The organism is Taibaiella chishuiensis (assembly GCF_003014535.1).
GTDB lineage: Bacteria > Bacteroidota > Bacteroidia > Chitinophagales > Chitinophagaceae > Taibaiella > Taibaiella chishuiensis.
In genome coordinates, this window is sequence record NZ_PYGD01000004.1 from 365,728 (window position 1) to 381,801 (window position 16,074).

Sequence of the window (16,074 nt, forward strand, 5' to 3'; positions counted from 1 at the left end):
ACGAATCAATAAACATAAGCCAAAAGTGGCTCGAGTTGGAAAGAGTCCTGTTTAGGACTAATACAATGCGAGATGTTTTTGAAATAGCTACATTAGCCAATAAACATTCGCTAGTCAGAAAGCTTTTTCATCCACAATTAGTTTATACAGACGGGAAATTTATATGAAAATAGGAGAATGGAGAAAATCATTTTGATGTGCGGCTTATTAGTCAACACGTATTGCACTGATTTAACATTTAATACGTTGTTACTATTTCCTCTGTCAGCTCTCTTTGCCGGCTGCAATTACATCTTTATGGATGTTATGATCTATGCTCAGCACCGTATAGATTCTTTTCAGCCGGCTATGAGCTTCCTCCAGCTCTTTGAGCCGCTTTACGTCTGATGATTTGATGTCCGCCGTACGTCGACTTCCAGTTGTAGATGGTAGGTCGCGATATACGTTTTGTCTAATTTTAACTGTCTCCGATTTAGGGGCACTTACAGAAGAAATATACAGCCTTATGTAATTTATGTTAAGGTTAATTTCATTTATTTGCTTTTAAATATCTATTATGTGTAAATTCTTTTTACATTTAATGTGTAAACTAAAGACTTAAACCATTAATAATGGATTATACTGATGCTGTCCGGATTTATAAGGATAGAATAAGGATATTTTTTATTCTCTATTATTTTAGCGAACCCTTTGTCGATCCTGAAAGACCAGATGTGGTAAAAATTTTTCGTACTGAAACCCGGATACAAAAGATAGATTTTCTACTCCGTAACCCGGACTATCTTGCTTATGAACTTTTGCTACAGGCAAAAGCCAATGAGAGTAAAAGGAGTGAAGTCAAAAATATAGTCAGAAAGATATTTAACGATAAAGAGCCGTCACTCAAGCGTCTTGAAATGGAAAAATTCTTTTTCGGCGCATATGAAGATATTGATGATGTAGTTGCTTTTTTAAAGGGGATAAAATTTATAGATTTTACAAGTAGAAAAAGCAGTGATTTCAAGACCATTGACAAGCAATATTTCATTATGAAAGCCGCAGAAGAAAAATTGAAGATGGCCTTTACTGGAATGCCTGGTATTCAATGGTATGAAGATAGGTGTAATCTCATAGTCAGATTTTTTGGTGATTTGTCTGGAAGCCAATTAAAGGTCAATCAATATAGAGTAGATGAATATCGGGACACCAGCTATAGACAATATATTGGTACTATCGAGCAAATGGTAAAAGACGATTTTAATAAACTATATAATGAAGCACTATGACGTTTGACTTCAAGGAATTTGTAAATAATATCCATAACCAATTCGTAGAAAAACTATCACTGGATCAGACAAAGCAGATCCTCGACATCGGCGATCAATTTACCAGGGATACACCGATATCTACGGGGAAGCGACTCATAATAACAAGAATTGCGTTCAGTGGAGTGAAGAGAACAGAGGAGACGAATAGTTATGCAGGCGATATTATCGATTATGATCAGTCGGTCAATACAGGGATAAATATGTGGATTGCAGATAATCTGAAGGGCAAATCAAGTATTTTTAAAATATTAAAGTATGCTCTCACGGGAGCCAACTCTATCAAGCCCAACATTAAAAAATGGATTCATCACATTTTGGTAAATTTTACTATTAGTGATAGGGAGTATACGATTTATATGGAAACGAAGTCAAGGTTGAAAGCTTCACTATATAATGGGACTATTGATAAGAAAGAAAATATCGGTCAGCACGAATCGGATATTATTTTTAGCACTGTCAGCGAGACAGATTATCAACATCAGATACAGGATTTTTTCTTTAAACAGTTCGCTTACTATTCACTAAAATGGACTCAGAAAAGTCCCCAAAAGGATAGTACAGATCTTTTAGAGGTGGGTGCCAGTTGGAAAACATATTTCAAATCTATTTTCCTAGAATCTAGTGACAGTTCAGTTATGTATGGTGATCAGGGAAAAAAAGTATTTCAAATGCTCTTAGGATTGGAACTGACTTACCCTATCAATTATTTCAGTGTTGAAAAAGATAAACTAGTATTTGAAAAGGCTAAACGGTCATCGATTCCGGTTCAAAATGCGACTGCAAAAAAAGAACAAGTCGACAGATTAGTTAATAGGCTTAAAGAAATTAATGAATTACTGAGGATCAGCAATGAGCAATCCAAGTCAAGCATGAATCTCAACTCACTCTATGCGGAACATGATCGTTTGGTTAAGACTCTTCAAGCGGAAAGCCAGCGGCTTCTCACCTTTGAGAGTCAGATTTCTACTGAAAGAACTGCTTTAGAGGCGTTGAAGGAAAAGCGCAACAGAAAAATGGCAGAATCCCAGCGCATAAACAAAGAACTACTAAAAACTCAGCGGCAAATTGGAGATCTGGAAGAATATCTGGAAATAGGTATATTCTTTTCTAATCTTGACATTAAACAATGTCCTAGCTGCAGTCATACAGTTACAGACATTAAAAAAAAGAAAGCGGCGGTCGAAAAGGTTTGTGCTTTGTGTAACGACCATGTAGAGCTGGAAGATACCGACGTCAACAAGGAGGAATACCAACAAAAAGTTGAAAATTTAAAATTGATATTGAGTAATTTTCAACACGATCTTGAGGGTTTAGATCACAAAGACGATCAAATTGAATATGATGAACAATACAACAAGATTATATCTCTTGAGCAGCAAAAGATAAAAGGCGCGGATACGTCGGCCATTAGTTTCCGTCTAGAAGAAATTAGTAAAATTTTTGAAACAGAAAATGGAAAGGTGGTTCTGGAAGATCCAACACTGGAAAAACTCATATCTGAAAGGGCGGTTATTCAATATCAACTTGACGAGAAACCATCTGAATCCGGGGCGAATAATTTTGATGATACTGATATCAAAATCGAGGTGCTTACCGCTGCGATTGCTGAATTGAATAAGCAGCGTTACGCAATTAGCTTATCAGTATTAAACAGGCTATCAGACTTGATGCTTGCAGAAATACACGACATGGGGCTCACTTCGATTTCAGAAATTGAGATCAATGAAAAGTTTGATATCAGATATAAACAGGACGGTGATTTTATCGGCTTTGAAAACATAGCAGAGGGTGAACAATTAAGAGCGAAGATAGCATTATATCTTAGCTTGATTCAATTGGACATTGAATTCAACTTTGGTCGTCATACCCGCTTCTTAATTATTGACAGCCCCGCAAAAGAAGAAGCTGATGCAAATTATATGGCAGGTTTATCATTATTACTAAAAACTATAGAACAAAGATTCGGTAGCCAGCTACAGATTTTGATAGGTACTGCAGAAAGGTCTCTTCTGGGAGCCGTTCCTCAAGAAATTGTAACACCTCAACATGAATTTGTATTTTAATCGATGGAAGCTCTTGAAGATTTTGCAATACTAGATTTGCCTCATAAGATTAATTTTTTCGATGATGCCGGCATCCTGAATTTTCTTGAGTTAGATGATATTCAACTAAATCGCTTTTTGAAAAATATCGTACTTGATGACGAAGAGAACGACTATGTTAAAAAGAAAGCGCTGAACAGCTATCTAGATATTGTGCTTTTAAATAAGATAAAGCCTAGACAGGCATTGGGCCTTTTTGTTGATGACTGGAAAGAAGACAGTGAACTTTTCCTTGAGCTGGAGCGGCTAAAAGCGATATTTCTTTTACATGAACTGGATTCTGCTTCTATCCAGGGTATTTATAATAAACAAATACAAAGCGATGAAGCCGAGATCGTGGCGGAAAGTACTCTCAGGCTTGCTATGATACAACTTCAGGAAGGAATGCTTTCTGTTGACAAGGAAAATGCATTAAGTCACTTTAGCATAAGCTACCAGCTGTTCATTAAAGCGGATCAAACAATCGAAAACAGAGTAGATGCAAAGATTTATGCACTTGTAAGCTCAATATTAATTGATCTTACAAGTGCTAGGACAGGAGGTGTTGATTTAGCCGCTCGACAAATTGGAGACTATGTTTTTCAAATGCAGGCAAATTCATTTGGAGATAGCACCATTTCTCTTTTCCTTGGCCTATACCGAATCCTCATTCACCTTAATCGTATAACTACAAACCATCCTGGCAATTGGTTAGATTTCAGAGAAGGCCTCAGAAATTTGCACTATCAATATGCATTGATAGAGAATGAAAATCTCTCTAAGAGACTAAATGAGGGTGTATTTTCAGACAGCTATAGAAACCTGATTCAGCATAAAATATTGCGACCTTATTTTATGCTGAATTTCTCTGCTGAAGTTAGCCGGATTAAATCAAGAATAGTGGAACTTGGTGATGGAGACGAAGCCGATTTTTTAAAAGAGCTTTTGAATATTCTTAATGACGATGAAGCAAAAAAAAAAGTAGAAGAGGAAAGTCTCAAAGTTAGATTTGCACAACTGTTCTCGGATCGAAGTGCTGCAAATATTGACGCCGCATTGTCCGCGATCACTGATTACAGTGATCCAACAGCAATTATGAATGCTTTCGACTCCCTTAATTCTCCTTCTTTGGAAAGCTTTAAAGATCATTTAGTTTCGGCATGCGTAAAAATGCAAGGAAATCGCAAATATTGGAATGGGTATTCGGAAGACGACCGTAATACCTTTATTGCAAATCTCTTGGAAGCAAGTGGTTACCTGGTCAAAGATCAAGCAAGATGGAGTACTTCTGCACAAGGAAAATCGGCTGGTGAGATCGACCTTTTGGTTTGTAAATCAAATGGTGCGCCTTTTACAATTATAGAAGCGTTGAATCTCGATTCCTTGAAACAGGATTACCTAACCCTACATATAGACAAGCTATTTAATTATGACGCCAACGGCAATAGGGCAAACTTCCTGCTTATCTATTCGGATGCTACAAATTTTGTATCATTCTATTCGAAGTATCTAACTTTTGTTTCAAGTTATTCTTACAAATATCCTTTAGCACATGTTTGTGAAAAGGACGATTATCCTTACTCAGATATAAAAATAATAGAATCAGGGCACACACGAACAGACACGGAAACTTTATTGTATCATATTTTAATTGACCTGAAAAAAATGCCTTTAATTTCGTGAATTACACAACTATAAAATACTAGACAGTAAATATTTGAAAATTTTTAATTTTGAACAATTCTATCGACATATCACCAGAACAGAAACAGTTTCTAAAGACTTATGGCGTCGGAACAGTAGTTGAGGTTCAAATAAGCTCAATTATTAGACCTTCGCAAGTAGTAACCACCTTTAATAAAGAATTTGTTGGACGGTTATCGGTATTGGATATTTCCTGGTGTCTACCTGACGGCGAAAGATCACTTCAACAATTTGAGGTAGGACAAGAAATTAAGTGCGTCGTTTTAGCTATAGATTTTCAGAACAAACAAATTAAACTAAGTCAAAAACATTTATCCACTCCATTATCCGATAGTACATCTTGGGCAAGGATCGTTCGTGGGGATGAGTATACAGCACTTATACTTGATAAGCTTAATAGCAGCTGCCTTGTCAAAACCTCTGATGACTTGTATGGATTATTACCCTGGGACCCTGAGCATGAAGTAGCACAGGAAGTCCGGGTGCGTGTCAATGATAAAATGGATGACGCCAACCTGATGTCATTTGTCGATGCCTCTACAGAAGAGGTACCTGTTGACACGCTTATAGACATCAAGCCAACATTTAACTTCATCGAGGAAGACCTTACTTCTTACTATTCATTTAACAAATCCATATTCGGGAATAATGCGACCGATGAAGATCATGAACTGATAAAAAAAGGATTTGAATTAGATCCTAAGATCTTTTCTAAAGAAATAGCTCCAGGTTTCCCACTTTATATCCAGTTTGAACGCAATAGCTCGGCTTATGGAACTGCTTTTAAACAGCAAGCAATCCCTTATTTTTTTGGACAGGAACCATATAGTGAAGATATTGAACAAAAGCTTTTGCTTAATTTGTCCGAACAACACTATTGGTTTAGGTTAAACAAGTTCAAAAAAGATCGAAATAAGGAAGAAACCACACACGATTTCTCACTTTATAATGAGGAGATTAATTTTTACGGTCATATAGATATTTCAAGGAATGGTAAGGATGTTCGGTTTCTAATTCGGAATTTTAGTATTGGAACGGCATTTACCGATACTTCCGAAAGAAAGAAAACCAACACAAAATGGGGATCATTTTTATATACCTCTCCAATAGTTGTTCTATCTCCCTTGGGAAATTTACCTTTTGGTACATCCCAGAAGGATGTTCTGGATTATATGATTCTGAAAACAGAGTGTTTTCATACCATTAACAGGATAAAAAAGGAGTCTGGTGAGATATTAAGACACGAAGGAAGAACCTTGGGTATTATTGACAAATTTCTGGAGTACCAAATTAGCCTGCTTGATGATAAAAAGGAATACAATGCATTTGTGGATACCTATAGGCAGGTACCGAGTGATTCGGGTGGAATTACTATTGAAATTTCAGCCACGGTAGGAGACACTCTTGAATTAGAGGGCGACACAGTTGTTAACATCAGAATAAAACAGGCTTCGTTGAAGAAAAGTAGTGATGAAGAATTAGTCAAAATTGGAGATGGTACGCTTAGTGCTTACGAACAAGGCTACAAGATCACTTTCTTTAAAGAAATTCGTCTAGATATTTTAAAGAATGGATTTTACATAGATAAGAGAGTTTCAAAGAAGCAGTATACGCTACAGCGAGACATCATACAGGATTTTCTGGAAAAAAAGATTAAGATTGACCATATCGAATCCTTACTAGTCAGGCCTGATAAAGTTCGTACGCCGCAAATTTCCAAATTGCTTTTTAAAAATCCTGATCTGGCCAGAACTGAGATAGAGCAACCCGATAATAACCAGGTTAAGGCCGTCATTAAAGCAGTCGGAAACCAAAATATATTTTTAATACAAGGGCCTCCTGGAACCGGTAAAACTACGGTTATTGCAGAAATTATTGAACAACTAACGGCTAAAAAAGAAAAGATTCTTGTCGCAGGGCAAAATCACGTAGCCGTAGATAATGTCCTGGAGAAGATCTCAAAAGTGCCAAGTCTGACTTTATTGCGAGTCGGAAATCCAGACCGAGTAGACAAAGATTTGGTGAAATATAACATAGATAATTTAGTTGAAGACTACAAGGTTGATTTTAAGCAATTTTTAAATAACCAAGTAATTCTGGCCAAAACCTTTCTAAATGCGAAGATCCAAGGCGAAGACCTGGAATTAATATTTGTAAAATTCAATAAGCAAGTCAAAGAGATAGTAGATGCCTATGGAAAGCTAAAAGATGTTTACAGCCAAAGGCATTATATTCTCCGGGATGGATTAAGGGACTTAACACCTACTGAGATCAAAGAGGCGATTACAGCATTAGAAGACTGGATTACGTCTATACAGAATGAATATGAGATCCTTTTAAAACCTATGTTATACAACTCGGTGGATATTGTATTTGCTACCTGTATAGGTATTAAAACGGATCAGGTCTTTAAAGACACTTCGTTTAAATTTGATACCGTTATTATCGATGAGGCAGGCAAGGCAAATATAGCAGAGAGTCTCGTCGCAATGGAACTTGGAAAGAAAGTTATCCTCGTTGGCGATCAAATGCAATTGCCGCCTTATATGGATAGTTCACTAATAGATGAGAGCGATCCTGAAAGCTTCCCGAAATCGAGATACGGACACGAGTTTCTTCAACCGGAGATTGTTCATGCACTGAAGACCTCATTTTTTGAATTCATTATTAACCGAATCCATACCGGAGATTTCCCTAAAGAAAATCTGGAGCTGCTAAACTATCAGCATCGGATGCATCCAAATATCGGTGAATTTATTTCTGAATCATTCTATGAAGGTAGAGTTCAGATGGGAAGCCGGACACATCTGAACAGGTTAGACCTGCCAGCACCCTTCAATAAAGAAATCGTCTTTTTTGATACATCAAATTCTGAAAACCCTTATGAGCAAAAAGACGGAAATTCAGTAAAGAACAACCTGGAAGCTGAATCAATTTCAGAAATCATACTACCAGTGCTTTTTAACCATAATGTTTCTTATCGAGATATTGCTATCATAGCCCCCTACAAATCACAGGTTGCTAATATTAGTAAATATATTCAAAATTCTTCTGCCTGCAAGTTAAAGAACATTGATGTTTCTACCCTGGACTCCTTTCAGGGCAAAGAGTATGATATAATTATCTTTAGTTTTACCCGATCGGCCAATCACGCTAAAGCTCCAGTGGTTAATGGGCGTAAGAAATTCATTAAGGTTGGCTTTCTAGATGATGCCAGACGACTCAACGTAGCTTTTAGTCGGGCAAAGAAAAAACTGATCCTGATCGGTAATTCCGTCACACTCGCTGACCCAAAATCCCACTATGATGGATTATTCAATTATACCCAGTTATTTACTAGGCTGATTAGACTGAGTAAAAAGGAAGATATCGGAAACTTCTTTAGTATTGCAGATTACCGGGGCAAAAAATCGTTTACAAATTTCATTAGTACCATCAAGCCGGGAGACAAAGTGCGTGGAATAGTGAGCGGTTTAGCTGTTAATCTGTCGAAAATTGAATACGGCCTTTACATCCAAGTTGGAAATCACCGCTGTCTTGCACCTTACAATCATTTAAAGAAACCTTTGAACAGGAATTTATCCAGTCTACAAAAAGGTCAAACTGTAACTGTAACCATCATCGATATCGATGAGAAATTTAAGAAAATTACTGTTAGGGTTGATCCGGAAATATGGCGGGATCGAGTCGGCAAAATTAAAATAGGTGATGTCCTACAGGTAGAGGTTTCTCGGATTAATGACTTTGGATTTCAGCTGCAGATTCCCGGTGGATTAAGAGGGTTTTTGAATAAAAAATACTTCCGGGGTAAACCGTTTCCAAAAGAGCGTGATAAGTTAGATGCAACGGTCACAAATATTGATTATGAAAAAGAACAACTCGGATTTAAAATTTAGATATGGGCTTATTTAGTTTAGATTTTGAAAGATTCTATCAGCACATCCGGGAAACTGGCGGACAGCTTAAGGGTATTTTTTGCATTCAATATCCTGTATACTGCATACATGCTACTATCAGTGATATCACTCCGGATGCGCTGGATAATATAGACCGGGTAATTTGTGATTTTTACAGCAGAAAGCCCGATTTTACCACATTTCAGATCGGGAGCCTGATTGGTACATCAAAAATGTTTGTAGAGTTGAGGACCCAGGTTCTATTAAGAGATGGCTTGTTGGAGAAATCTGATGGCGGTTATCAACTTACGATAGAAGGACGTGCTGTTTTCCATGATAAGGTCCGGGAGCGGCAACACAACCGATCTTATGATTTTTATTTGGATGGTATTACCCTGCAGCCATTGCCAAAAGTATTCTATACATTTTATCGGTCTAAACTCATCAGTGAATATGACGTGCGTTTCTTTACAACCTCAACAGGGGAAACCAGAACCAGCAAGCCTTTCGGCCCTGATATTGTGCATACCCCGCCTGATAAATCAGCTTTGATCGAAAAGATCTTTGGTGTTTTAGCTGAAGAGAGGGAGCAATACGGTATTCCTTCGGGCTTGGTTACCATTGACGATACTTCCTTTACTAAACAAACATTTCAATTACTCATTGCGGTAAGTTCGTTTGAAACTGGGTTGGTTAAAGAGGTCATTGACGGCTTTGCCGCCCACTCGTTATCCGAGGGCATCAGCTATTATGAAACAGTAAAAAAACACATTAAGGTTTTTGAGTCGACGCTAAAGGAAAAAATCCAAAACCTAGAATTTAAAATTACTATTCCAAGGCTAAGAGAAGATTCCCAAAGACAGCCTAAACCTATTATTACATCAAATTGGGGGGAATTAGATTGTTATAGGGATTCAAGGAATAGGTGCTTTTCTTTTAGCAGTGAGGATCTTCTTAAAGTTATCGAAGAGATTTTTGAGATCAAAAATGTTGCGCCAGAAAGTGTCGTGAATGAAGAAACAACGATAGAGATCAGTTTAAACAAGCAGATGCTTATGAATTCTTCTGACAGACACCGACTTGTTGAAAGTTTGATCCGTGAGCGTGATTATTATTATGTCGCTAATGCAGAAAAGAATGTTTTTCTCATTTATCTGTATTATAAAACTGAGGACGATTTTGTTCGAAAAGTCATACAATTCAAATCCCTGTTAAAAAAAGAGAAGAGAACTGCGATTTTGAACTATAAATGGTTTACGAAACTACACCCTGAATTTGCAGGAGACTATCGAGAGTTGCTTGCAGCAGCTGGTGAACTAGAAATCTTAGAAAAGGTGGATATAGAAAACTACATGGCCAATTAAATTAGATGGAAAAAATCATACAACATCAAGATCCCTTTTGCAGTGGAGCATTTATTTTAAATCCAAATCAGGAAGGGTATGTTCCATTTAAGGATAATTCATTGATCTATCTTACCCAAGAAAATAACGAGGGACTAAAGAGACAGATCTTAAAGTTAATTGATGAAAGCCAATTTGTTTTAAAGATATGTAGTTTCATCATAACTGACAAGGAGGTGTTTAATGCAATATTGAATAAAGCCAAACAACACCGGACAGCCATCTTTATTCTAACTCAGTTGGATGACTCAAAGTTAAAGAACACCTCAGAATTATCAAATTACCTCACAGAAGAGGAGTTAAAAGAAAATACAGTTCAAGCACATTTGTATTGTATAAAAACTTTATACGATAATGGTGTACATGTTAGGGCGGCCACTACCGCACACGCCAAGTTTATCGTTTCGGATAGGTCGATCGGTTTTTTAACCAGTGCAAACCTAACTACGCCTTCTCTAGTGCTGAATACTGAAACTGGTGTTTATTTAAATCAGACAGATGCCATGGATCTGGATAAATTGTTTGATGTTATTTTTCAGCGTGGAACAAGATACCGGCAATACATCACAGCGACAAAGAAAAAGAATTTTATAGGCCAATCGGATCTTAATATTTCAAAAGAGCAACTGCCCAATACTGAGCATGCGCTTATCAGATATACCTATGAACAGCTGACTCATAATTTATATGAGGAAATAGTTGGAATGATATGCTTGGCAGAAAAATATATTTATTTGTCCACCTATAGTATCGTTGGTCTTGAAAATTTGCCAGAATTCCAGGACGCGATCACTAATGCAATCGCACGTAACATTAGGATATATGTTTTTTGCAGAGGTATGAACTATAGAAACGATCACTTGAAAGCATGCGAATGGTTGAATAGGGCTGGATGTCATATTTATGCGGATTTGTATAATCATTCCAAAGGGATCATAAGTGAATCCAAAGGAATGATATTTACGGCAAACATCGATGGCAATCACGGCCTGATCAACGGATTTGAAGTAGGATATATACTTAACGAGCAACAGCGCATGATGATGTTTGAATTGCATAAATATTTAATATCATCAAGTGTGTATATATTTACAGCAAATCCAATACGCCAGCATTTCTTTGACACCTATAGCAGTTATGAAAAAACAAAAGGGATTAGTGCGCCGGTCTTCCCCCAGCAGATTAGTATTACTATGAGGTCTGGCCTAAGCGTCAATCATGCTGAATTATTAGAACGTCCAGTGTTTTATGCGCAAACCAAAGATCAGAAGTTCTTGCAGGCTGGAGCTTCCCTTTATAAATGCAATTATCACGATGGGACATTTCACCTGATCAGTAAAGAAATAATGAAGTATGATATTGAAAAATACATACTAAAATATTTTAATCTTAAAATTCAATTCAATTGATGGGACCTACAATACCATATTTAAATGAATGGCTTGAACTCTCACGATCAGGCAAGTTCGATAAGGCACAGGAAATCTATTTTGAAAAACTATTCGCGTCTGTAATAGATGTTTTCAAGGAATCCAATGCGAACCTGTTACCAAAAGGAGGCGTACTATTCTCAATATTGGGTTATTCTCCTGAACCGATCATATTAACTGCCAATACTATTGAACCGGATGTGCATATCATATTCACGACGAATAACAAAAGTGAGGGTAGCAGTTATATGGAAAAATATCTTGGATCTGATTACGAGACCATTTACCTCCAGGAAGATACGTTTGAAATTATTTACAAGGCCCTTAAAGAACAATTGCTATTGCATCCTACCTCACATGTCACCTTGGACATTACTGGTGGAAAAAAGTCAATGGTAGCTTCGGCAGCAATTTTCGGGAAAGACTATGGGTGCAAAATTGTTTATGTCGATTTCAAGGAATATATCAAAGACCTGAGAAAACCACTTCCTGGGTCGGAAGTGCTGAATATTGTTTATGATCCATTTAAAGACCAACCTGAACTTTTTATAAAATGAAGCACCAGATTACACTTGTTGGAGGGCAGTTGCTCCCAGTATTTATCGGTATAAAGGAATTTAATCCTGACAGAGTATATTTCATTGTCTCAAATGAATCTAAAGGCGGCTTGCCCCAACTAAAATCAGTCATCAAAGGAATTTCATTTTCAGAACATAGCTGTAACGCATACGATTTCACATCGGTAAAAAACACCTGTGAAAAAATTTTGGACAAAATCGATCCTAATGAAGAGGTATCTTTCAATCTAACAGGAGGCACCAAGGTTATGGTTCTTGCTATTCAATCAATTATCCATGACAGAAGCCTCCCAGGATTTTATATTAACCAAGATAATACCTTTTGGGAACTACCTAACTATACCAAAAAAGCCGTTTCGTACCACGTAACAACTAAAGAATTTCTAGAAATTACTGGTCATTCGCATTACTTGGCGAAAACCTTACAGGACTTCGACCAGCAAGACTTGAAAATAGCAAGGGAGATAGAGCGCTATGCGAGTAACGGAAAAAATTATTCGGCTGTTACGAGTTACTTCAGAAAACACTATCAAGATCAAGCAATACCAGTATCGGGAAATAAGAATATTAGTAATGATGTCAGTTGTATCTGGGATGCTACTAAGGTTGAAATCTTTGTTAAAACGAGAAGAACACAATCTTTTAAGTCAACCAATGTTCGGGACCTCTTTTTTTATGCAGGATGGTGGGAGCTACTTGTTGCAGAGGCAATATCCAAATGGGCAAAGGCTAAAGAAATATTGGTGAAATTTGAATTGCCATTTAAACATAGTCAACTGACAAAGAAAAACGAAATTGATATCTTGATTAATTTGAACAACAAATTAATCTTTGTGGAATGCAAATCGGGCAATGTGAAACAGGAAGACATCAATAAAATGAAGGTTATTAAGCAAACCTATGGTGGCCTTATTTCAAAATCTATATTGGTCAGTCGATATATGCCCAGTCCAACGATTATTGAAAAATGTAAAGAGTTGGAGATCGAAGTTTTTTTTATGTTTGGATTTAAAAACCAACCAGGTAATTCATTTCAAAAATTAATCACAAAACTGAATCAATTGGAAAAAAGAAATTCTCTCTAAATAGAGTGCTTTGACAATCCGTGTAGTTTTTATCATTCGTATATTAAGATGTTGCTTAAGACTAAGATCATTGCTAAATGTCAAGAGTAACTTAAAGTGTTCGATTGGATATTCCGTTCGTCCCAAGAGTAGGAGAGAGGCGAATTCATTTCGTTCTCGCAGTTGTTTTTTCTAGGGTTTTAACCTTCGTTTGTTGGTTTTAGATGTGGTACTGGGAATTTGCGTAATGTCAATTTCATTGTCCTTTATGCCGTCTAAAATACTCAAAAACCGCAAAAGGTGTTCAAAGAATTTCCCGTACGTGGTACAAAGTAAAAAGCCTGCAAATTCAATTTGCAGGCTTTTTTTATGGCTTTATTTTCTGCGTTTGCGCGCGGCGTAGGTACTGTGGCCGGATTACGGATCAACGTAAAAAACGGGAAGTGCCGGATCAAGCGTAAAAGTTGGGGTCAGACGAAAAGGACAAAAAAGCATAGTGGGCCCGACAAAGCATTCGTTTAATCTGTCCCTATTTTATTCTCGCTGCAGCGCAGCGAGCAAAAATGATTTTTAACGGGACCGGATTCGCCCGCCAAAACCTGGTATTTAGGAATACATCTGTAGGCTTGATTTTTAATCCCCCCAGGAACTCCGCTTGATCCCTTTCATTCATCAAAAAACGATTACGGTTAAAGCCGGGCTTTTGCCTGGTAGAACACGGCAGCGGTGCAGCCACTTGTACATAATGGTAAGGGCATATAAATAGCCGGCCCGGTTAGGAGTCCGGGCCGGCCTGTTGGTATTTAATTACAGACAATATTCCGATGGCCTTTCTTTGTCTACGGAATCAGCTCTCCTCAAGCTTCCCTCCTGACTTGCATAAAGCCATCTTTCACATCGCTATCTTATTAATTTTTGCCAAACTTTCCATGAAAAGCTTCCGCTCCGGAAACGATGGTATATAAGTATATCCCTTTAGAAAGACTGCTTATATTGATCTCTGTGTTATTGCGGAGTGAGGACTGGCTTAAGACTTTACGCCCGGTCTGATCGTAAATGGTGATGTACGCCTTTTCATCAAACCCGGCGTATTTGATATTTACCTGGTCGTTTGCCGGGTTAGGGTATACCAGCGGGGCGCCGTCTGCCTTGGCTACCGGAACTTTGGCATCCCAGGTTTGCCCGCCGCCGGAGCCGTCCTGTGCAATCCTGAAATAGGTGAAATTCGAGGCCGAACAACCGTTTGCCGTTACTGACAGGGTGTATTTGAAGGTCCGGTTGTTGCTGGCAACGCCGGGGAAGTTGGTTACAAAATAAAGCCCTACAATGCTCACAAATTGGGTAAGGCTATTGGGCACCGAAGAGCTGGAAATAGATCCCAGGTTGGCGCCGATTACAGCGCCGGTATTCGGGTTAACTTCCTGTACTGTTTGCGTACAGGAGGTCACGGTACCAACACCCGCAAAAGTGGCGCTTTCCACGCCGCCGGTAAATGCACCTACCCAGCCGTTTTGGCAAGGCGGTCCGCTGAAGTTAACCGTGGAAATAGGTAGGGTGGTTACCCGGTCTACCTGGCCATTATTACAGCCGGTAGCGCTGGTATGCAATTTAAATTGAACCGGGTTACCCAGTTTAAATACCTGCGACTTCGTGGGGATATCGTTAATGTTGTCGCAGCCATTCTGATCGATCGTTAATGATACCTGTAGATAGCCTTCATAACCCGTCAGGAATGTACTGAACATGCTATGCAGGGCCTGGTCGGGGATAGCGCCCGGGGTCTGAACAATATACTGCGATGTGGTATTGGAACTTCCGGGCAATGCCGCAAAACCTCCGGAGGACCAGTTTCCTTTGGTCAGCGTAATGGTCATGCTTTCGGTTGTGCCGGAAATATGATCCATGATTACGGAAAGCGGGTTGCAGGTGTAAAGAACAGGAGGAAGACCGATACCGCTTACCCAGCCTGCAGTATTGTTCACTTTGAAATCGACAGCAAGGGTATTTGCCTTACCTACGGAAACATAGGGCGCCAATATCCTGTTGTTGTCATTGGGAGCAACATAGTAGTGCGGAGAGGTCAGTGTTTCGATATCCGTCCAGGCGCTGCCTGCAAACTGTTGCAGGGTTGTGGTAACCCGGTAATACCCGGTGGCCGAAGCAAAATGCATCGGGTAACTGGCGCCATAAAAATAACTGGTATTGAACAATGCCGTACCGCCTGCTGTCGGCACTTTTACCGGTGTGTAGATGGTTTGCGTGATGCTCTCGTTAAGAATGACCATGCCCAACCCGACTAATTGAAGATCAAAGCGCTTGTACTCCAGCCTGACCCTGAATGAGGCGCCGGAAACGCTGTAGCTGGCAAATTGGAATCCTGCGGAAAGAGGAACTGTAGTCGGGTAACAGGCATTGCCGGAACCGTCTCCATTGGTAAGCCAGAGCGCTGCGCCGGTAGTCGAAGGTTGATTTTGCCCGGCAAATACGGGTTGAGAGAAGAGGGCGATGCCGCATAAATATACGATCAGGAGCCGTACTTTAAAGAGTGTGTTCATGAGTGTGTTTGTGATTGGTCCGGTATGTAATCGCTTTTACCGGTAATGGAATGGTT

9 protein-coding genes are annotated in these 16,074 nt (G+C 38.6%); 8 read left to right on the top strand and 1 reads right to left on the bottom strand.

Going from position 1 to position 16,074, the window contains the following annotated elements:
• Positions 1–611: 611 nt before the first annotated feature.
• The 8 genes from B0I18_RS13705 to B0I18_RS13740 are packed head-to-tail and all read left to right on the top strand — an operon-like array spanning position 612 to position 13,484.
• Positions 612–1,265 carry a hypothetical protein gene (locus B0I18_RS13705; RefSeq protein WP_106523280.1) on the top strand — a complete coding sequence of 218 codons (654 nt, stop codon included), beginning with the start codon at positions 612–614 and terminating at the stop codon, positions 1,263–1,265.
• Entirely contained in the window at positions 1,262–3,370 is a 2,109-nt protein-coding gene (locus B0I18_RS13710; RefSeq protein WP_106523281.1) for a hypothetical protein, read from the top strand. The genes B0I18_RS13705 and B0I18_RS13710 overlap by 4 nt, the downstream gene beginning before the upstream one ends.
• Before the next feature lie 3 nt (positions 3,371–3,373).
• Positions 3,374–5,071 carry a hypothetical protein gene (locus tag B0I18_RS13715; protein WP_106523282.1) on the top strand — a complete coding sequence of 566 codons (1,698 nt, stop codon included), beginning with the start codon at positions 3,374–3,376 and terminating at the stop codon, positions 5,069–5,071.
• A gap of 50 nt (positions 5,072–5,121) precedes the next feature.
• A complete protein-coding gene (locus tag B0I18_RS13720) occupies positions 5,122–8,988 on the top strand; it encodes an AAA domain-containing protein (protein ID WP_106523283.1) in 3,867 nt (1,288 codons plus the stop codon).
• 2 nt (positions 8,989–8,990) lie between these two features.
• Positions 8,991–10,352, top strand: a complete 1,362-nt coding sequence (locus B0I18_RS13725) for a hypothetical protein (protein ID WP_106523284.1) — start codon at positions 8,991–8,993, stop codon at positions 10,350–10,352.
• Positions 10,353–10,357: 5 nt separating this feature from the next.
• The gene (locus B0I18_RS13730) at positions 10,358–11,800 is read left to right on the top strand and encodes a phospholipase D-like domain-containing protein (protein WP_106523285.1); all 1,443 of its coding nucleotides are present in this window, start codon (positions 10,358–10,360) and stop codon (positions 11,798–11,800) included.
• Positions 11,800–12,378, top strand: a complete 579-nt coding sequence (locus B0I18_RS13735) for a hypothetical protein (protein ID WP_106523286.1) — start codon at positions 11,800–11,802, stop codon at positions 12,376–12,378. Before B0I18_RS13730 ends, B0I18_RS13735 begins: the two co-directional genes overlap by 1 nt.
• The gene (locus tag B0I18_RS13740) at positions 12,375–13,484 is read left to right on the top strand and encodes a Card1-like endonuclease domain-containing protein (protein ID WP_106523287.1); all 1,110 of its coding nucleotides are present in this window, start codon (positions 12,375–12,377) and stop codon (positions 13,482–13,484) included. Before B0I18_RS13735 ends, B0I18_RS13740 begins: the two co-directional genes overlap by 4 nt.
• Positions 13,485–14,371: 887 nt before the next feature.
• On the opposite strand, the gene B0I18_RS13745 is transcribed toward B0I18_RS13740, so the two are convergent.
• Entirely contained in the window at positions 14,372–16,018 is a 1,647-nt protein-coding gene (locus B0I18_RS13745) for a T9SS type A sorting domain-containing protein (protein WP_106523288.1), read from the bottom strand.
• Between the last annotated feature and the right edge of the window lie 56 nt (positions 16,019–16,074).